Origin of the sequence: Telluria mixta (assembly GCF_029223865.1) — a bacterium.
Taxonomy (GTDB): Bacteria; Pseudomonadota; Gammaproteobacteria; order Burkholderiales; family Burkholderiaceae_D; genus Telluria; species Telluria mixta.
The window spans coordinates 4485974-4504619 of the sequence record NZ_CP119520.1; the positions used below are offsets into that span (position 1 = coordinate 4485974).

Sequence of the window (18646 nt, forward strand, 5' to 3'; positions counted from 1 at the left end):
TAGACCGATAACAATCAGCGAGGAGACACCGTGATTCCCTTCAACCAGACATGCCTGACATGGCGACGCAGCGTCGCTGCAATGCTGCTGGCGCTGCTCGCACCGGCGCACGCGGGGGCGGCTCATGATATCGCGGCCTGGCCGCTCGACGAACAGCGCGGCAGCCGGACCCTCGAAGCCGTCTCGGGCCGCCATGACCCCGTCGACTACGTCTTCAACCATGCACGCTTCAAGCCGGATTCCGATCCGCTGTGGCGCCCGGCCGGCGCATGCATCAAGGGCGGCTGCCTGCTGTTCGACGGCTACTCGACGGACATCACGGCACCCGGCCTCACGGCCGCGCAGCTGGGCGCCGGCTGGACGATCAGTGCGTGGGTCGCGCCGCACGCGTTCGAATGGGGCGACGGCGGCCAGTACTCCGCTTTCCTGAGCCAGTTCGACGAGGGCAGCAAGACCGGCTTCGCGTTCGGCATGTACCGCTTCGGCACATGGGGCATCAAGCTGGGATTCGGCAGCGCCGAGTTCGACCTGCGCGTCAGCGACCGCAAGCTGCCGAAGGACGCGTGGTCGCACGTGGCGGCCAGCTACGATCCGCGCGGCCGCGTGGTCCGGCTGTTCCTCGACGGCGAGCAGGTGGCGGCCGGCACGGCGCCGGCGGAAGGCAGCTTCGCGTTGCCCGCGCGGGCGCTGACGATCGGCCGCTATTCGCAGCCGCGCACCGTGGAGGGCGTGTTCCGGCTGAATACCTTCCTCGGCCTGATGGACGAGGTCCGCATCACGGCGGGCGCCGCGCCGGGCGGGGACATCGCGCGCAAGGTGCACGCCGACCTGGCGGCCCACGGCGGCAGGGCGCCCACGCTGGCGCAGGCCGACGTCACCATCGCACCGATCACGTTCGCCGGCGACCGTCATCGCCCGCAGTACCACGCGATGCCCGATTCCGGCTGGATGAACGAACCGCATGCGCCGTTCTACCACGACGGCCGCTACCACCTGTTCTTCCAGAAGAACCCGTTCGGCCCGTTCTGGCACCAGATCCATTGGGGACACTGGGCCAGCCCGGACATGGTGCACTGGCGCGAGCTGCCCATCGCGCTGGCGCCGGAAGACGATACGCTCGCGCCGGACGGCATCTGGTCCGGCAGCGCCACCCATGCGAAGGACGGCACGCCGGTGCTGTTCTTCACGGCGGGGAACGACAAGGGGCCCGTCCGCGAGCGCACAGGGCTCGCGCGGCCCGCGGACGCGAACCTGGTGCGGTGGACGAAACATCCGGTGCCGGTGACCGAGCGGCAGCCGGGTCCCGGACACACGGGCGATTTCCGCGACCCGTTCGTGTTCCGCGACGACGCCGGCGACCGCTGGTTCCAGCTCGTGGGTGCGCGCATCGCGGGCGGCAGCGGCATGGCGCTCGTCCACGAATCGTCCGACCTCGTCCACTGGCGTTATCGCGGTCCGTTGTTCACGCTCGATGCGAAACGCTATCCCGGCTTCGACAAGACGTTCGAGCTGCCCGTGCTGCTGCCGATCGGGAAGGGTTCGGACGGCCGCCCCCGTCACGTGTTCCTCACGGATGTGGGGGCACAGGCGTACTACTGGATCGGCGTGTTCGACCCCGCCGCCGCGCGCTTCGTGCCGGACAGCGAGGCGCCGCGCGTGTTCGACCTGGGCGACCACCATTTCTCCGGTCCCAGCGGTTTTATCGATCCGAAGACGGGACGCACCATCGTGTTTTCGATCGCCCAGGGCGAACGCACCCTGCGCGACGAATGGGCAAGCGGCTGGGCGCACAACGCGGGCCTGCCCATAACGCTTGCGATCGGCCCGGACGACGACCTGCGGCTGGCGCCCATCGACGAACTCCGGAGCCTGCGCCAGGAAGTATTGCTGGACCTGGCCGACGTCACGCCCGCCGCGGCGGCGGCCCGGCTGGCGGCGATCAAGGGCGACGCGCTGGAAGTGGAACTGGAAATGGAACTGGAACCGGCGGCGGAAGGCCAGGCGCGGCGCGGCCTCGTCGTCCGCAAGACGTCCGACGATGCCGAGCACACGGACCTCGTGGTCGACACCGCGCACAAGCGCTTCGAGATCGACCGCACGCACACGACGCTGGATGCCGGGGCCCGCTCGCGCGGCGTGCAGGGCGGCGCGTTCGACCTGCGCGGCGAGCACCTGCGCCTGCGTGTGTTCCTGGACCGGTCGATGGTCGAAGCTTATGTCAACGAACGCAAGAGCATCACGAGCCGCATGTATCCGTCGCGCGCGGATGCCACGGGGCTCGGTCTGATCGCGGCGCCGGGCGACCGCGTCGTCAGCCTGAAAGTATGGCGCATGGGGACCCTGGCATGGCATCCATCGCGTTGACCGGCGTGGGCAAGACCTACGCCGGCAAGCGCGCCAACCGCGTCCTCGAGAACATCTCGTTCTCGATCGCGGACGGCGAGTTCGTCGTGCTGGTCGGTCCGTCGGGCTGCGGCAAATCGACCGTCCTGCGCATGATCGCGGGCCTGGAAGAGGCGAGCAGCGGCGAGATCCGCATCGACGGCGCGCGCGTCAACGAGACGCCGCCCGCCCGGCGCGGCCTGGCGATGGTGTTCCAGAGCTATGCGCTGTACGCGCACATGAGCGTGTTCGAGAACATCGCCTTCGGCCTGCGCCTGGCACGCGTGCCGAAGAAGGAGATCGAGGCGTCCGTGCGCACGGTCGCGCGCATGCTGCAGCTTGAGCACCTGCTGGACCGCAAGCCGCCGCAGCTGTCGGGCGGGCAGCGCCAGCGCGTGGCCATCGGCCGCGCCATCGTGCGCAAGCCGCGCGCCTTCCTGTTCGACGAACCGCTGTCGAACCTGGACGCCGCGCTGCGCGCCGACATGCGCGTCGAGATCGCGCGGCTGCACAAGCAGCTGGGCGCGACGATGGTCTACGTGACCCACGACCAGGTCGAGGCGATGACCCTGGCCGACCGCATCGTCGTGCTGGGGCCGGCGGGCGTGCAGCAGATCGGGGCGCCGATGGCGTTGTACGAGCGGCCCGCGAACGTGTTCGTCGCCGGATTCATCGGCATGCCGAAGATGAACCTCGTCGGCGGCACCGTCGACGCGCAGGGCCGGCTCGCGCTGGGCGGCGCGCCGCTGGACTGGCGCGGCCCGGCCGCAAGCGGCACCCATGTGACGGTCGGCGTGCGGCCCGAGCACCTCGTGCCGGATGCCGCGGGGCCGATCCGTGGCGTCGTCGCGCTCGTCGAGCGGCTCGGTGCGGAATCGCACGTGCACCTGGACGTGGCAGGCCTGTCCCGGCCCCTCGTGGCGGCCATCCGGGACGCGCCGCCGCTGCCCGGCAGGCCCTGGGCCGTCGCGCCCGCGCGCGGCGCGCTGCACGTGTTCGGACCGGACGGCCAGCGTATCGAAAACAATTTTAAACAGGAGGAAGCATGATCGTAGTGTGTGGTGAAGCGTTGTTCGATGTGTTCGCGGCGGAGGAGGGGGCAGATGTGCGGGCTCCCGCCATCGGCCTGTCGGCCTGCCAGGGCGGTTCGCCGTTCAACCTGGCGACCGGCGTGGCGCGGCTCGGCGGCACGGCGTCGTTCTTCGGCGGCCTGTCGCGCGACCTGTTCGGCCGCAAGCTGCACGCGGCGCTGGCGGCCGAGGGCGTGGACCTGTCCGCCGCGCCGCGTCCGGACGCACCCACCGCGCTCGTGATGGTCAGCGTCGACGACCGCGGCGTGCCTCTCTACACGTTCTACGGCAGCGGCACCGCCGACCGCATGGTGACCCAGGCGGACCTGGCCGGCGTGCCCACCGACGCGGCAGCGATCCACGTGGGCTCGTACTGCATGGTCGTCGAGCCCGTGGCGTCCACCTTGCGCGCGCTGGTCGACCGGCAGCGCGGCCGCAGCCTCATCGTCTACGACCCGAACGTGCGCCTGACGATAGCACCCGACGTCGACACGTGGCGCGACGCCGTGCGCTGGATGCAGCGCCGCGCCGACGTGCTCAAGGTCAGCGAGGAAGACATCCACGCGCTGTATCCGGGCATGCGCGTCGACACGTTCATCGCCGAGTCGCTGGAGGCAGGCGTGGCCCTCGTCGTCGTGACCTGGGGCGAGCGGGGCGTGGTCGCGGTCACGCGGTCGCAGCTGGCGGTGGAAGTGCCGGCCGTTCCCGTCACGGTCGTGGACACGGTCGGCGCGGGCGACACGTTCCAGGCCGGCCTGCTCGCATGGCTGCAGCGCGCCGGCAAGCTCACGCGGCGCGCGGTGGAAGGCCTGGGCCAGGACGAGCTGGTGGAGGCGTTGCGCTTCGCCGCGCGCGCCGCCGCCATCACATGTTCGCGCCGCGGCGCGGACCTGCCTTACACCTCCGAGCTGGCCGATGCGGAGGGTTTCGAATTTTTTCACGAGAAATGACAACGTTGGACATCCGGTTCACAAGACCGGAAGCTGGAAAAACTTAACTAAAGAAGTCAATATCAAACAGGAGATAAATACCATGCGTTACTCGCTCACCCCCTATATCGGCCGCTCGGCCGCCCTCGTCATCGCGCTGGCGCCCGCCCTCGCGTTCGCGCAGCAGCAGGCCGGCGCGGCCGCGGAGCAGTCCGCGGCCAAGGCCGACGAGCCCAATAACGTCGTGATCGTGACGGGCGTGACCCGCACGACGACCAAGAAGAACGCCACGTTCTCGATCAACACGCTGAGTGCCGAAGACATCCAGCGCCTGGCGCCGATGAGTACCGCCGACCTGGTGGGCAACCTGCCGGGCATCTATGCCGAGGGCAGCACCGCCGGCGAGGCCAGCAACAACATCACGGTGCGGGGCCTGCCCGTGGTCGGCGGCTTCCGCTTCGCGCCGCAGCTGATCGACGGCCTGCCGGCGTACGAAGAGCCGGAGGCGCCGCTGATGAACAACGACGTGTTCGTGCGCGACGACCTGATGACGGAAAGCGTGGAGGCAGTGAAAGGCGGCCCCGGCGGCATCCTGTATTCGAACGGCCTGGGCGCGACGATCAACCACATCACGCGCACTGGCGGCGACCACCTGGAAGGCGGCTACAAGGTCGAATACGCGGATTACGGCTTCATCCGCCAGGACGCGTTCGTGTCCGGCCCGCTGGGCAGGAACCTGACCGGTGCCGTGGGCGGCTACTACCGCAGAAGTAAAGGTATCCGCGATACGGGCTATACGGCGGACCGCGGCGGCCAGATCCGCGGCAACCTCGTCTACACGAGCGACGACCGCAGGACGACGGCGCGGTTCGATGCCCTCGCCATCAACGACCGGACGGCCTTCTACCAGAACATCCCCATCTCGGTGCCGCGCCTCACCCAGACCGGCACGGCGGCCCATCCGACGGTGCTCAACCAGGACACCATCGAGCCGCTCGGCATCGATTTCGCGCACGGCACGACGGCGTCGCCCTACAACCGCCGCTTCAACATGATCGGCGAATACGGCACCCGCACGATCGACCAGGCCGACGGCATCCATCCAGACTTCAAGATGTTCACCCTGAAGCTGGGGCATGAGTTCGACTCGGGCCTGAAGCTGACGGCGGGCCTGCGCCACACGGGCGGCAGCAGCGGCTTCAACGCGGTGTTCACGGGGAACGACACGGCGATGGCCTCGACCTTCCTGAACGCGCGCTTCCAGAACGACGTGATTTCGCCGGCCCACGCCGCCGCGCTGAGCTGCAACCTGAACAACGCCAAGCTGATCGGCTACTTCAAGAGCGGCACGTGCGCGGATTTCGCCAACATCAGCCGCGCGGACTTCGTGGCCAGATATGCCAAGGGCGTCGGCGTGGCCGGCACCTACCTGAACGACGGCACGCGCGTGGCACCGACGTCGTACCTGAACTTCCTGATCCCGTTCATCGCCAACACCGACGCCGAGAGCACGATCCTCGACCTGAAGGGCCAGCAGACGTTCAAGGCGGCCGGCACGCACGATCTCACGTTCGGCGTCTACCGGAGCCGCTACAGCTACGATCCGAACTTCCAGGCGAGCCTGCTCGTGTCCGAGACCGCCGCGCGTTCGCGCCTGGCCGACCTGACGGTGGTCGACGCCGCCGGCAACCAGGTGGGACCGTTGCTGACGTCGGGCGCCGCCATCCTGCCGGGCTGGTTCGGCTTCGTCAGCCACATCAAGGCCGACGGCCATGCCGCCTACCTGCTCGACCACTGGGAAACGCTGCAGGGCAAGCTGAAGATCGATGCCGGGGTGCGCTGGCAGGACGTGCGCGCGGGCGTCAACCGCCGCGACCGCAACACGTCGACCGACGTCACGCCGGCCGGCACGGTGGTGGGCTCGACCCAGGACACGGTCGCGGACAACGAGATCCAGTTCCCGGGGCAGCCCAACCTGCTGAACAAGACCTATCACGGCATCGGCTGGTCGCTCGGCGGCAACTACAGCTTCAGCCGGCCGCTCGCCGTGTATGCGCTGGCGTCGTATTCGTTCCGCCTGCCGAGCCTCGAGGACCTCAACAACCTGAGCACGGCGGGCGCCGTGGTGGTGAACGGCCGGCCCGTCGAGCTCAGCGCCGTCGAGCACATCCGCCAGTACGAAGGCGGCCTGCGCTACCTGACCCGCGAGTTCGGCGCCTCCGTCGCGCTGTTCTACAACAAGTTTTCGCCGCGCAGCGCCGTGAACATCTACAAGGACTTCCAGTCGCCGGCGTGCTCCACGCTCGGCGGCGTCACGCAGATCAACTCGTGCCCGGACGTGGCCCAGTTGTACAAGCGCGGCGTGCGCAACGTCGGCACGGAGATCGAACTGACGTACCGTCCGCACATGATCGAAGGGCTGGAACTGAAGGGCAGCGTCGTGGCGCAGAACCCGAAGGTCGACGGTGCGCGCTACCAGATCACGCAGGAGGACAAGGATCCGCAGGGCGTGATCACGGGCTACCACTACGTGCAGATCAGCGAGGACGGCCGCCGTCCGCGCCGTCTCGCCAAGATCATGGCCAACTTCCAGCCGTCGTACGACCTGCTGGCCGCGACCGGCATCCCGGTGACCGTGTACGGGCAATACCAGTACGTCGGCGACCGGTTCTCCGAGGCGACCGATACCAACGTGACCCTGCTGCCGTCCTACCACATCATCAACATGGGCGCGCAATACCAGGTGTCGTCGCGCTGGATGGCGCAGCTGCACGTGGCCAACCTGACGAACCAGCTGTCGTTCACGGAAGGCGATCCGCTGTTCGCCGACCTGCTGTCGCCGGACGGTACCCGCAACCGCGGCGTCGCACGGCCGCTGTTCGGCCGCACGATCCGCGCGAGCCTCACGTACCGGTTCTGAACCCGTCGACGACCGCATCACGGGCAGCCGGCAGGCTGCCCAACCCTGACAACAACAAGGAAATCCCTGTGGCTTTGACCTTCCGATTCTCTCTGCTCGCCCTCGGCGCGGCGCTGCTGGCCGCCGGCTGCGCGAGCCAGTCGACCGACCCCGCGCCGGTGGACTTGCCCGCCCATGGCGAGCCATTCCGTCCGCAACTGTCGTTCTCGCCGCAACGCAACTGGATGAACGATCCGAACGGCCTCGTGTACCACGACGGCGAATATCACCTGTTTTACCAGTACAACCCGAACCAGAACACCTGGGGCGACATGTCCTGGGGCCATGCGGTCAGTCCCGACCTGCTGCACTGGACCGAGCTGCCGCTGGCGCTGCCCGTCGAAAAGGACGCGAGGGGCGAGCCCACGCAGATGTTCTTCTCGGGCAGCGCCGTGGTCGATCACGCCAATACCAGCGGATTCGGCCAGCCCGGCAAGCCGGCCATGGTGGCCATGTATACGTCCATGTATCCGCAGGCACGCACGCTGAACGGCAAGCCTGTCCGCGCGGGGACGCAGGCGCAGTCGATCGCTTACAGCCTCGATCGCGGCCGCACGTGGACGCAGTACGCCGGCAACCCGGTGTTGCCGGAACCGCCCGCGCCATACGCGGCCGAGTACCGCGAATTCCGCGACCCGAAAATGTTCTGGTACGAGCCGGAGCACAAGTGGGTATTGGCGACGGTCGTCGCGAAGCAGCACAAGGCCTTGTTCTACAGTTCGCGCGACCTGGTCCACTGGGAGTGGACGGGCGAGTTCGGCCCGGCGGGCGCGACCGGCGGCGTGTGGGAGTGCCCGGACCTGATCGAGTTGCCGGTCGACGGCGATCCGGCGAAACGCAAATGGGTCCTCGTCATCAGCCTCAATCCCGGCGGTCCGGCCGGCGGGTCGGGCATGCAGTACTTCGTCGGCGACTTCGACGGCAAGACCTTTACGCGCGACCGCGATGCCGCGGGCGACGCGCCGCGGTGGCTCGACTACGGCGCCGATTTCTACGCGGGCGTGACGTACAACGATGCGCCGGGCGGCCGCAAGCTGCTGGTCGGCTGGATGAACAACTGGCTGTACGGCGACAAGGTCCCGACGGCGCCGTGGCGCAGCGCCCAGTCGCTGCCGCGCGAACTGGGACTGCGCACGGTGAACGGGCAGGTGAAGCTCGTGCAGCAGCCGATCGCCCAAGCGCAGGGTTTGCGTGGTGCGTCGCTGTACAGCGGCGCCGGGCAGACCATCACGCGCGGTACGCAGGCGGTACCGCTGGCCGGCACGGCGAGCGCGCCGCTGGAATTGAAGATGGTCCTGCAGCCGGGCACCGCGACGCGCGCCGGCATCCGCCTGGGACAGGGTACCTACACCGAGATCGGTTACGACGCGAAGCAGGGCGCCGTGTACGTGGACCGCACGAAGTCGGGCGAAACCGCCTTCCATCCGCAGTTCGCCGCGCGGCACACCGCGCCCGTCGCGCTGCGCGATGGCGGGGTGCCGCTGCGGATCCTCGTGGACCGGGGATCGGTGACGGTGTTCGCCGGCGACGGCGAGGCGGTCCTGACCGACCAGGTGTTCCCGCCGGCCGGGGCGGCGGGTGTGAGCCTGTTCAGCGTGGACGGCGACGCGCAGGTGCGCGACCTGGACATCTGGTCCCTGAATTCGATCTGGAAGGAAGCACGATGAATACGCTGTTGAAGGGAACGCTGGTCGGCGGCCTGGCGGGCCTGCTGTTCGGGTTCGACACGGCGGTCATCGCCGGCACCACGCAAGGCCTCACGCAGGCGTTCCAGCTCGACCCCTCCGGCCTCGGCATGACCGTGTCGAGCGCGTTGTGGGGCACCTTGCTGGGCGCGCTGTTCGCGGGCCGTCCGGGCGACCGCTTCGGGGCACGCAACTGCCTGCGCGCCATCGCGGGCCTGTACATCGTCTCGGCGCTGGGCTGCCTGTTCGCGCCCAGCCTGGCGGTGCTGGTCGCGGCACGCGTGCTGGGCGGGATCGCCATCGGCGCCTCGTCCGTGCTGGCGCCGATCTACCTGGCGGAGATCGCCCCGGCGCACCGGCGCGGCATGCTGGTCGGCGCCTTCCAGTTCAACATCGTGCTGGGCATCCTCGTCGCCTACCTGAGCAACTGGCTGGTCGGCCTCGCGGACCTGGGTGCGGACGAGTGGCGCTGGAAATTCGGCGTGGCCGCGCTCCCGGCGCTGCTGTTGTGCGGCCTCCTGTTCGGTATTCCCAACAGCCCGCGCTGGCTGGCCGTGAAGGGCAGGACGAAGGAGGCGGAACAGGTGCTGCGCGAGATCGGCGCCGCCGACGTCGCGGGCGAGCTGGCCCGCTACGCGCACGGCCACATGGCCGCGGGCTCGAAGCTGTCCTGGAGCCGCTACCGCAAGCCGATGCTGCTGGCGTTCGCAATCGCGGCGTTCAACCAGCTGTCGGGCATCAACGCCATCCTCTACTATGCGAACGACATCTTCGCGGCCGCCGGATTCGGCAAGATGTCGGCGGACCTGCAGTCGGTGATGATCGGCGCGACGAACCTGCTGTTCACGCTGCTGGCGCTGACCGTCATCGACCGCCTGGGCCGCAAGACGTTGCTGATCGTGGGCTCGGTCGGCATGGTCGTCGCGCTGGCGGCAACGGCATGGATCCAGTGGAGCGGCATGCACCGCGACCTGCTGCTGTGGGCGCTCGTCCTGTTCATCGCCGCGTTCGCGTTTTCGCAGGGGGCCGTGATCTGGGTGTACATCTCCGAGATCTTCCCGACCGAGGTGCGGGCGCGCGGGCAGAGCCTGGGCGCGTCCACGCACTGGCTCATGGATGCGATCGTCGCCGGCGTGTTCCCGGCGATGGCGGCGCGCTCGAACGGGCTGCCGTTCGTCCTGTTCGCGCTGGCGATGCTCGTGCAGCTGTTCGTCGTCGCGCGCTGGTTCGTCGAGACGAAGGGGACCCGGCTGGAGGATATCGACGTGTGACGGCCAGCCACCCGGCCGCGAAGCTGTTAGTATTGACAGGTCGCTCCGTCTCACTCCGTCAACCCCGCACCGCCATGGATTCCCCTTCCTCAGCGGACATTTTGCGCCGCCTGGATGCACTGCACGACCATTTGCCGGCGGGCGTCGTCGTGCACGCGGCGGACGGCCGGATCGTGTCCGCCAATCGCCTGGCGCAGGAGCTGCTGGGGCATAGCGAAGCCGAACTGCTCGGCAGCGACCCTGGTGCGAGCGGCTGGACCGTGTTGCGCGAGGATGGGTCGATCCGGCCACCCGAGGAATTCCCGGCAAACCTCGTGTTGCGCACGGGGCGGAAACTGACGGGCCACGTGGCCGGGATCGTCGTCGCCGGCACGACGCGCTGGCTGCTGTGCAATGCGTATCCCGAACACGACGAGGCAGGGCGCGTCCGGCTGGTGGTGGTCTGCTTCACCGATTGCACGGCGCTGAAGGATGCCCAGCAATCCCTCGCGAAGTCGGAGGAGCGACTACGGCTGGTGCTCAAGGGTTCCACCGATGCGCCGTGGGACTGGGACCTCGTCACCGGTGAAGTTTATTATTCCGAACGGTGGTGGAACATGCTCGGCTATCCGGATCGCGAGCGCATCGGGGATGCCGGCGCGTGGCGGCGCCTGCTGCATCCGGACGACGACCGCATGATCGACGAGTATCTTGCGGACCTGCTGCCCAGCGCGCGCGACGCGTTCAGCCTGGAATTCCGCTTGCGCCACCACGACGGCCACTACGTACCCGTGCTGTCGCGCGGGTTCGTCCTGCGCGACAGCACGGGTACGGCGGTGCGGATGTCCGGCGTGAACACCGATCTCACCGAGCGCAAGCGCACCGAACGGCGCATCTACGAACTTGCGTATTTCGATCACCTGACGGGCCTGCCCAACCGCCGTTTCCTGATCGAGGAGCTGGAGCACGCGCTGGCGCGCAGCCGGCGCTCGGGGCAGTGCAGCGCGCTCCTGTATCTCGACCTGGACAACTTCAAGCTGCTCAACGACACGATGGGGCACGACATGGGCGACATGCTGCTGCGCCAGGTGGCCCAGCGGCTGGGCTGCACGGTGCGCGACAGCGACCAGCTGGCGCGGCTCGGCGGCGACGAATTCGTGGTCGTGCTGGAAGGGCTCGGCACCTCGACGAGCAGCGCGGCCGCCGAGGCCGACCGCGTGGTCGCGAAGCTCCTGTCGGTATTGAGCCAGCCTCACCAGCTGGGATCGCTGCAGTTCAAGACATCGGCGAGCATCGGCATTACCTTGTTCAACGGCCAGGGCGACAACATCGAGGGGCTGCTCAAGCAGGCCGACCTGGCCATGTACCGCGCCAAGGCCGGCGGGCGCAACGGCGCCTGCTTCTTCGATCCGAGCATGCAGGACGCGGCCGACCGCCGCGCCGCCTTCGAGGCGGCGATGCGCGACGGCCTGGCGCAGGGCCAGTTCCGCCTGTTCTGCCAACCCCAGTTCGACCGCGTCGGCGGCCTGGTCGGGGCGGAAGTCCTGATCCGCTGGCAGCGTGGCCGCGAGGAGGTGGTGGGTCCCGACCATTTCATCGGATTCGCCGAAGAGTCGGGCCTCATCCTGCCCCTCGGCGCGTACGTGCTCGAGGAAAGTTGCCGCGCGTTGGCGCGCTGGCAGGGTGAACCCGCGCTCCAGCACATCAAGCTGGGCGTCAACGTGAGCGTGCACCAGATGCGTGATCCGGCGTTTCCCGCGCTGGTCGACGGTATCCTGGACGATACGGGCGCGCCCCCCGAGCGGCTGTGCCTGGAATTGACGGAAAGCGTGTTTGCCGACGACCCGCACGAGATCACGCGGCGCATGCACGAACTCCGCGCCCGGGGCGTCTGCTTTTCGCTCGACGACTTCGGCACCGGCTATTCCTCGCTCGCCTACCTCAAGTACTTTCCGCTGACGGAGTTGAAGATCGACCGCTCGTTCGTGCGCGACGTGGGCACCGATCCGGAATCCGCGCCGATCGTGGAGGCGATCATCGCGCTGGCGCGTACATTGGGGCTCAAGATCGTCGCGGAGGGCGTCGAGCATGAAGCGCAGCGGCACTTCCTGATCCACGGCGGTTGCTCCTCGATGCAGGGCTTCCTGCTGGGGCGGCCGCAGCCGATCGGCGACTTCGAAAATCGCTACCGCGCCGCCGGGATCGGGCACGCCTGAGCGTCAATCAGTTGAGCACGCGCTCCAGCGCGCCGGGTGCGGCGACCCCCGCCGGCGGCGTATACGCCTGCGAAACGGGATGGTAGCGCCGGTGCCACGGCCGCGTCAGGACGCGCAGCGCGACGTCGAACGGCACGCCGTTTTCGCACAGGGTCCGCGCCGCATACGCGGTACCTTCGGCGGCGCTCGCGCTGATCACGGCGTCGACGAGGAGGGCGGTGACGAGATCGGTCCGCTGCCCGGAACAGGCTGGGGCCGGCTGTGAGGTTGTCGCGCAGTGCGGACAGGCCACCTGGAGCGTGCAGCCGCACCCTGTACACGTGCACTCGACGGTGTTCTTCGTTGTCATCTTGCTATTCTACATCTGGAACGTGTTAGCTGGATGACTCGGCCTTTTTTTCAACCGATATTTTTCACTCAATGCGCCAGCAACACCGGAATGCGGGCATCGGCCAGCACCGCGCGGCTGGCGCCCCCCAGGCAGAGTTCGCGCAGCTTGCTGTGGCCGAAGCAGCCCATGACCAGCAGGCCGCAATGCAGTTCGGCGGCCAGGTCCAGCAGTTCGTGGCCCGGGTCCCGCCGCGGGTCCCGCACGAGCATGTGTGGCGTGACGCCGTGGTGTCCGAAGAACCGGAGCAGGTCCGGCCGCTGGGACTCCAGTTCCGCCGCGCCGGCGTCGGGGCCGGTGAGCGCGGCGATCGTCACGGCACTGGCGCGGTGCAGCAGGGGCAGGGCGGCCGTCAGGGCGCGGGCGGCTTCCTTGCCGCCGTCCCACGCGATGAGTACGTCGCGGGCCGCGCCCGGTGCAACGTCCGTGCGCGGCAATACGAGCACGGGGCGAGGGCTGTTCAGGATCACATAGTCGGGCAGGTGGACGGCCAGGTCCGGCAGCGCCTCGTCGGGGTCGTCCTGGCTGAGGACGACGAGGTCGGCAAAGCGGGCCAGCCGCGCCAGCCCGTCATCGGCCTGGTCGCACACGAAGCGGCCCTCGTGGGGGACACGCATTTCGCTGGCGATCGCTTCGAATTGCGCCAGCGCCCGCCTGGCGTTCTGTTCGAGCGGATCGAAGTAGCTCGCTTCGAGCGTCCCCGGGCGCGCCGCGTAGCCCTGCGGGAAGATATTGTGCGACACGCCGAACATGGCCGCGCCCAGCAGGTGGGCATGGTGCGCGTGCGCCAGCGCGGCCGCGTAGCGCATGCGCGCCGGCGCGTGGGACGACAGGTCGACGTGTACGAGGATGGTCTTGAACATGGCGGCCTCAATGGGCCAGCAGCAGCGGTACGGGTGTGCGCTCCAACAACTCGCGCGTGGCGCCGCCCAGTACCCATTCGCGATACCGGCTGTGGCCGTAGGCGCCGGCGACGATCAGCCCGGCGCCTGCGGCGCGCGCGAGCGCCATCAGGGCGTCGCCGGCCGTCGCGTGCGTACGCTCGAGCAGGACGTCGACCTTCACGCCGTGGCGCGCCAGGTACAGGGCCATGTCGGCGCCCGGCTGTTCGCCGTGCACGTCGGCCATATGGTCAGGATTGACGAGGACGAGCCGCACGCCGTCCGCACGCGCCAGCAACGGCAGGGCGGCGGCGAGGGCGCGCAGTGCCTGCGTGCTGCCGTCCCAGCCGGCCACGACGGTGGAGTCGAGCGGCTCGTCCGCATAACCGGGCGGGACGACCAGCACCGGCCGCGGGCCGCGCAGCGCCACGTGTTCCGGCAGCCTGCGCACGCGGGGCGGTATGCCGGGCTCGGGATCGACGTCGCGGCTGAGCACGACGAGGTCGGCATAGCGCGCCTGCAGCAGCAGGGCGCCGTCGGCCGTATCCTCGACGAGGCGCGTTTCGACCGACGCGATGCCGAGTTTTGCGGCCTGGTCCGTGAAGCCGCGCAGATGCAGGGCCGCCGTCTCGCGCAGGCCGTCGAAGTCCGCCGGCGGCACCGGCGCGGCCATGGAGCCGGTGAGTAACAGGTAATCCGTCCACGAGATGCCCGTCGCCGCGCTGCCCACCAGGTGCGCGCCGTGCTCCCGGGCGAGGCGGGCGGCGGCGACCATGCGGCTGTCCTGCTGCGAACTGCCGTCGACGTGAACGACGATGGTCTTGTACATCGCAACTCCTTTCGAAGACGCACCGCGCTGCCGGAATGGCAGTCGTGCAGTCGTTCGACCGTGCGAGTACGCTCGGGTTCAGCCGCCGACGAACGCTTCCAGCTGCCGGTTGAATTCCGCCGCATGCGTCACGTTCATCCCGTGCGATGCGCCGGCCACGGTGCGTACCCGGGCGCCGGCGATCCACTCTGCCAGCTGGGCCACGTTGTCGCGATACATGCGCGGGCTCCGTTCGCCCGCGATCAGCAGCGTCCGGCATGCGATCGCTTCCGCCGCGGCGCGGGTGTAGGCCGGGAGCGGGTCGCGGAACTGCATTGGGAGTGTCGCCGCGTTGTCGATCGCCATCGTGCGGAACGCGGCGGGGCTCTTGCGCCAGATGCCCGGCAGGCTGACGGAATCGACGAACAGTTCGAGGCCGGCGTCGACGTCGCCGTCTTCGATCAGCCGGGCTGCCCTTGCGCGCAGGGCTTCCGTCGCGGGCGGCAGCGACGCGTCGACGTGCAGCGGGCCGCCCGGATCGGCCAGCGTCAGCGATTGCACGAGGTGGGGATAGTCGCGCGCCAGGTGGAACGCGACGCAGCCGCCGCGCGAGTGGCCGACCAGGTGCACCGGACCGAGGTCCATGGCGGTGATGAATTCGGCGAGTTCCGCGACGTGCGTCCACCAGTTGAAGGCGCCCTGCAGCGCGAGGTCGTCGGCCGGCCAGTAATGGCTGAGGCTCACGGAGACGCACCGGAAGCGTTTCGACAGAACGGCCATCTGGCCGTTCCAGTAGCGGTAGTCGCACAGCGAGCCATGGACGAACAGCAGCGGTGCGCCGTCGCCGCGCGTCGCGTACGGCATGCGCACGCCGGACGGCAGGGTGGCGAAGTAGATCTCGGGTACGGACAGGGCGTGCTGGTCGGTGCGTGCGTTCATCGTTGACTCCTTTTGCGCTACTATGCCGCACACGAAGTCCCAAGAAAATCGCATAATACTGAATCGATCAATCAGATTTTCTGATACCTATGAAATCACTCGACCTCGACGTCCTGGCCATGATCGTGGCCGTGGCGGACACCGGCAACATCAGCCGCGCGGCGGAAGTCGTGCACCGTTCGCAATCGGCCGTGAGCATGCAGATCAAGACGCTGGAAGGGGCGCTCGGCAAGCCGCTGTTCGTGCGCGGCCCGCGCAGCGTCACGCCGACGCAGGACGGCGAGGTCCTGCTGACCTACGCCCGGCGCATGCTGGCGCTGCGCGACGAGGCGTGGGCCGCGGTCGTGCGGCCGGATATCACGGGCCGCGTCGTCATCGGCGTGCCGGACGACTACGCGTCGTCGCTGTTCCCGCCCATCCTCAAGAAATTCTCCGCCACGTACCCGAAGGTGCAGATCCAGGTCGTGGGCCTGCCGAGCGTGGCGCTGGCGCCGATGGTCAAGGATGGTTCCGTGGACCTCGTGTGCGCGACGCGCGTAAAGGGGCTGTCCGGCGAGTTCGTCCGGTTCGAGCCGATGGTGTGGGCCGCGACACCCAGCGCCCGCGACCTGTGGCGCGAGCGGCCGCTGCCCATCGCCGTGTTCCTGCCCGGCAGCGTGGCCCGCGAAAATGCGATCCGCAGCCTGGAAAAGGCGAAGATTCCCTACCGGACGTCGTACGAGAGCCCGAGCCTGATGGGCCTGCTCAGCATGGTGGAGGCGGGCCTCGCCGTGGCGCCGCTCGCGCGCTGTGCCGTGCCCGCGCACCTGAGCCTGCTCGGCCAGGCGCAGGGCCTGCCGGAAATCGACCCGCTCGAAGTCGTCCTCGCGCGCAGCACGAAGTCGAAACGGCCGCCGTGCGACTTCCTCGCCGAGAAGATCATGTCGGAGCTGCGGCGCTGAGCGGCCGTCAGCGGGCCGCGACCTTGTCGATCCCGCCCGGCTCCCATCCGCCGCCGAGCGCCTTGTAGGCTGCAACGGCCGCCCGCGCCGTGTCCGTCTGCGCCTGTGCGCGCGCGTCCGCGGTGCGCAGCAGCGTGTCGTCGGCGCGCAGGACCTCGATCAGGCTTCCCGCGCCGCGCCGGTAGGCTGCGAACGACGCCGCGCGCGACCGGGTCAGCGCATCTTCGCCGCGCACGAGGACGGCCGTCTGCTGCGCGCGGTTGGCCAGCGCCGAGAACGCGTTCTCGACGTCTTCCGTCGCGTGCAGCACGGCGAGGCGATAGGCCGCGAGCGACTCGGCCTCGCGGCCCCTGGCCTGGGCGATCTGCGCGTCGATGCGGCCGAAGTCGAACAAGCGCCAGCGCACGCCGAGGAGGGCGGCGCCCTCGTTCGCACCGCTGCCGAACAGGTGGCCTGCGGACAAGGTCGTCGCGCTGCCGAGCAGGGCGCCCAGCGACACGTGCGGATAGTATTCCGCCATCGCCGCGCCGATGCGCGCATTCCCTGCAGCGACGCGCCGCTCCGCCGCGATCAGGTCGGGCCGGCGCTGCAGCAGGTCGGCGGGCGTGCCCATCGCGCCGATCGCCGGCACGGCCGGGATGGAGACAGGCGCGAGCAACTCGGCGCGGTGCGTGCCGGGCGGCGTGCCCAGCATGACATCCAGCGCGTTCGACGCCGCGTCCAGGGCGGTCTGCAGCGCGGGCACGGCCGCTTCGGCCTGCGCCAGCTCGCCTTCCGTCTGGTGCACCTGGTACTCGGGCGCCACGCCCTTGTCGTGCAGCAGCCTGACCTTGGCGAGCAGGTCGCGGCGCGTGGCGGCCTGCTGTTGCGCGATGCCGAGGCGGGCCTGCAGGCCGCGGATGCCGATGTAGATGTCCGCCGTCTGGGCGGCAACGGCGAGCCGGGCCGCGACGAAGTCCGCCTCGGACGCCTGGTAGTCGGCGCTTGCCGCCTCGCGCCCGCGGCGCAGGCCGCCGGACAGGTCGATCTCCCAGCTGGCGGATGCCGTCGCCTCGTACGCATTGCCCCAGCGTTCGTAGCCCGGCGCGGCACCGGCGACCCGGCCGAGCGGCGTTTCGACCGACTGGTACGCACGCGCCGCCGATCCGGTGACGGTGCCGGACGGCAGCAGCGCGGCGTCGGCCGCATGCAGTCCGGCGCGGGCCTGGGCGACGCGCGCCGCGGCCTGCGCGAGGTCCAGGTTGCGTTCCAGCGCCAGTGCGACGTAGCGCACCAGCTGCGGGTCGCCGAAACCGTTCCACCACGCGGCCAGCCCGGCGGTCGGGGCTTGCGCGGCGGCGGATTGGCCAAGGTAACGGTCCGGGACGGGGGCGTCCGGACGCCGGTAGTCGGGGCCGACGGCGCAGCCCGTTGCCGCGACGGCGACGACGGCGGCCGCGAGCAGGCGAATCGTGGTCATGGTCTATCCTTGCAGTTTGTGACTAGTGACTATAATACTTATTGGTCACGCTTTGTCAAACGTTTGTTGGAGGCGTTAAGCTATCGCCATGAACACGACACTCACTTCTCCCACCCCGGCCCGGGGACCGCTGGACCACGACGTCCGCACGCAGATCGTCGACGCCGCGATGGATTACTTCACCCGCTACGGCTACGAAAAGACGACCGTGTCCGACCTGGCCAAGGCGATCGGTTTTTCCAAGGCCTATATCTACAAGTTTTTCGATTCGAAGCAGGCGATCGGCGAGGTCATCTGTGCCAACCGCCTCGCCGAGGTGATGCGCGCCGTCGATGCCGCGGTCGCGGATGCGACCAGCGCGTCCGACCGGTTCCGCCGCATGTTCCGGGCGTTCATCGATGCCGGCACGACGCTGTTCTTCGAAGACCGCAAGCTGTACGACATCGCGGCGACCGCGTCGCGGGACGCGTGGCCGTCGGTGCAGGCATACGAGCGCTATGTCGAAGATCTCATCGCGAAGATCGTCCGGGAAGGGCGCGAGGCCGGCGAGTTCGAACGCAAGACGCCGCTGGACGAGACGGCGAATGCGATCTGCCTCGTCATGAAACCCTACATCAATCCGCTGCTCCTGCAATACAACCTGGAAGGCGCGCAGGACGCGACCCTGCACCTGTCGAATCTCGTGCTGCGGAGTCTCGCGCCGTAAAAAATCGGTTTTGTGACCATTGACTTATTTGGT

Annotated in this window: 14 protein-coding genes; 9 read left to right on the top strand and 5 right to left on the bottom strand. The window is 68.9% G+C overall.

All coding sequences use genetic code 11. The features are described from left to right. Window positions 1–30 precede the first annotated feature (30 nt). The 7 genes from P0M04_RS20085 to P0M04_RS20115 all read left to right on the top strand — a co-directional run bounded on the left by P0M04_RS20085 (window position 31) and on the right by P0M04_RS20115 (window position 12491). A complete protein-coding gene (locus P0M04_RS20085) occupies window positions 31–2364 on the top strand; it encodes a GH32 C-terminal domain-containing protein (protein ID WP_259447350.1) in 2334 nt (777 codons plus the stop codon). Beyond that, a complete protein-coding gene (locus P0M04_RS20090) occupies window positions 2346–3431 on the top strand; it encodes an ABC transporter ATP-binding protein (protein ID WP_259447349.1) in 1086 nt (361 codons plus the stop codon). Before P0M04_RS20085 ends, P0M04_RS20090 begins: the two co-directional genes overlap by 19 nt. Then, window positions 3428–4402 (top strand): carbohydrate kinase family protein, encoded by a 975-nt coding sequence (locus P0M04_RS20095; RefSeq protein ID WP_259447348.1) that lies wholly within the window; start codon window positions 3428–3430, stop codon window positions 4400–4402. The genes P0M04_RS20090 and P0M04_RS20095 overlap by 4 nt, the downstream gene beginning before the upstream one ends. Window positions 4403–4484: 82 nt before the next feature. Then, a complete protein-coding gene (locus P0M04_RS20100) occupies window positions 4485–7301 on the top strand; it encodes a TonB-dependent receptor (protein WP_259447347.1) in 2817 nt (938 codons plus the stop codon). 68 nt (window positions 7302–7369) lie between these two features. Next, complete coding sequence (locus P0M04_RS20105; protein ID WP_259447346.1) at window positions 7370–9007, top strand: glycoside hydrolase family 32 protein; 1638 nt, start codon at window positions 7370–7372, stop codon at window positions 9005–9007. Next, window positions 9004–10296: a sugar porter family MFS transporter gene (locus P0M04_RS20110; RefSeq protein ID WP_259447345.1), complete on the top strand. Its 1293-nt coding sequence runs from the start codon at window positions 9004–9006 to the stop codon at window positions 10294–10296. Before P0M04_RS20105 ends, P0M04_RS20110 begins: the two co-directional genes overlap by 4 nt. A gap of 74 nt (window positions 10297–10370) precedes the next feature. Then, window positions 10371–12491: a putative bifunctional diguanylate cyclase/phosphodiesterase gene (locus P0M04_RS20115; RefSeq protein ID WP_259447344.1), complete on the top strand. Its 2121-nt coding sequence runs from the start codon at window positions 10371–10373 to the stop codon at window positions 12489–12491. Window positions 12492–12498: 7 nt separating this feature from the next. Here the strand turns inward: P0M04_RS20115 and P0M04_RS20120 are convergent, their stop codons facing one another. The 4 genes from P0M04_RS20120 to P0M04_RS20135 all read right to left on the bottom strand — a co-directional run bounded on the left by P0M04_RS20120 (window position 12499) and on the right by P0M04_RS20135 (window position 15507). After that, on the bottom strand, window positions 12499–12840 hold the full coding sequence (locus P0M04_RS20120; protein WP_281042052.1) for a hypothetical protein: 342 nt from the start codon (window positions 12838–12840) through the stop codon (window positions 12499–12501). A gap of 68 nt (window positions 12841–12908) precedes the next feature. Then, window positions 12909–13742 carry a universal stress protein gene (locus P0M04_RS20125; protein WP_259447342.1) on the bottom strand — a complete coding sequence of 278 codons (834 nt, stop codon included), beginning with the start codon at window positions 13740–13742 and terminating at the stop codon, window positions 12909–12911. Between the two features lie 7 nt (window positions 13743–13749). Next, window positions 13750–14589, bottom strand: a complete 840-nt coding sequence (locus P0M04_RS20130) for a universal stress protein (RefSeq protein WP_259447341.1) — start codon at window positions 14587–14589, stop codon at window positions 13750–13752. A gap of 78 nt (window positions 14590–14667) precedes the next feature. Beyond that, window positions 14668–15507, bottom strand: coding sequence for an alpha/beta fold hydrolase (locus P0M04_RS20135; protein WP_259447340.1), 840 nt, complete (start codon window positions 15505–15507; stop codon window positions 14668–14670). Between the two features lie 89 nt (window positions 15508–15596). Here P0M04_RS20135 and P0M04_RS20140 point away from each other — a divergent pair, with 89 nt between their 5' ends. Then, complete coding sequence (locus tag P0M04_RS20140; RefSeq protein WP_259447339.1) at window positions 15597–16448, top strand: LysR substrate-binding domain-containing protein; 852 nt, start codon at window positions 15597–15599, stop codon at window positions 16446–16448. A 7-nt stretch (window positions 16449–16455) separates the two neighbouring features. On the opposite strand, the gene P0M04_RS20145 is transcribed toward P0M04_RS20140, so the two are convergent. Continuing rightward, a complete protein-coding gene (locus P0M04_RS20145) occupies window positions 16456–17907 on the bottom strand; it encodes an efflux transporter outer membrane subunit (protein ID WP_259447338.1) in 1452 nt (483 codons plus the stop codon). A gap of 88 nt (window positions 17908–17995) precedes the next feature. On the opposite strand from P0M04_RS20145, the gene P0M04_RS20150 reads away from it, so the two are divergent. Beyond that, complete coding sequence (locus P0M04_RS20150) at window positions 17996–18613, top strand: TetR/AcrR family transcriptional regulator (RefSeq protein ID WP_259447337.1); 618 nt, start codon at window positions 17996–17998, stop codon at window positions 18611–18613. Window positions 18614–18646 lie beyond the last annotated feature (33 nt).

Bases quoted from the DNA above. Each gene is read 5' to 3' on its own strand.
- P0M04_RS20090 (WP_259447349.1), top strand. From the start codon at position 2,346: ATGGCATCCATCGCGTTGACCGGCGTGGGCAAGACCTACGCCGGCAAG.
- P0M04_RS20095 (WP_259447348.1), top strand. From the start codon at position 3,428: ATGATCGTAGTGTGTGGTGAAGCGTTGTTCGATGTGTTCGCGGCGGAG.
- P0M04_RS20100 (WP_259447347.1), top strand. From the start codon at position 4,485: ATGCGTTACTCGCTCACCCCCTATATCGGCCGCTCGGCCGCCCTCGTC.
- P0M04_RS20110 (WP_259447345.1), top strand. From the start codon at position 9,004: ATGAATACGCTGTTGAAGGGAACGCTGGTCGGCGGCCTGGCGGGCCTG.
- P0M04_RS20115 (WP_259447344.1), top strand. From the start codon at position 10,371: ATGGATTCCCCTTCCTCAGCGGACATTTTGCGCCGCCTGGATGCACTG.
- P0M04_RS20120 (WP_281042052.1), bottom strand. From the start codon at position 12,840: ATGACAACGAAGAACACCGTCGAGTGCACGTGTACAGGGTGCGGCTGC.
- P0M04_RS20125 (WP_259447342.1), bottom strand. From the start codon at position 13,742: ATGTTCAAGACCATCCTCGTACACGTCGACCTGTCGTCCCACGCGCCG.
- P0M04_RS20130 (WP_259447341.1), bottom strand. From the start codon at position 14,589: ATGTACAAGACCATCGTCGTTCACGTCGACGGCAGTTCGCAGCAGGAC.
- P0M04_RS20135 (WP_259447340.1), bottom strand. From the start codon at position 15,507: ATGAACGCACGCACCGACCAGCACGCCCTGTCCGTACCCGAGATCTAC.
- P0M04_RS20140 (WP_259447339.1), top strand. From the start codon at position 15,597: ATGAAATCACTCGACCTCGACGTCCTGGCCATGATCGTGGCCGTGGCG.
- P0M04_RS20145 (WP_259447338.1), bottom strand. From the start codon at position 17,907: ATGACCACGATTCGCCTGCTCGCGGCCGCCGTCGTCGCCGTCGCGGCA.
- P0M04_RS20150 (WP_259447337.1), top strand. From the start codon at position 17,996: ATGAACACGACACTCACTTCTCCCACCCCGGCCCGGGGACCGCTGGAC.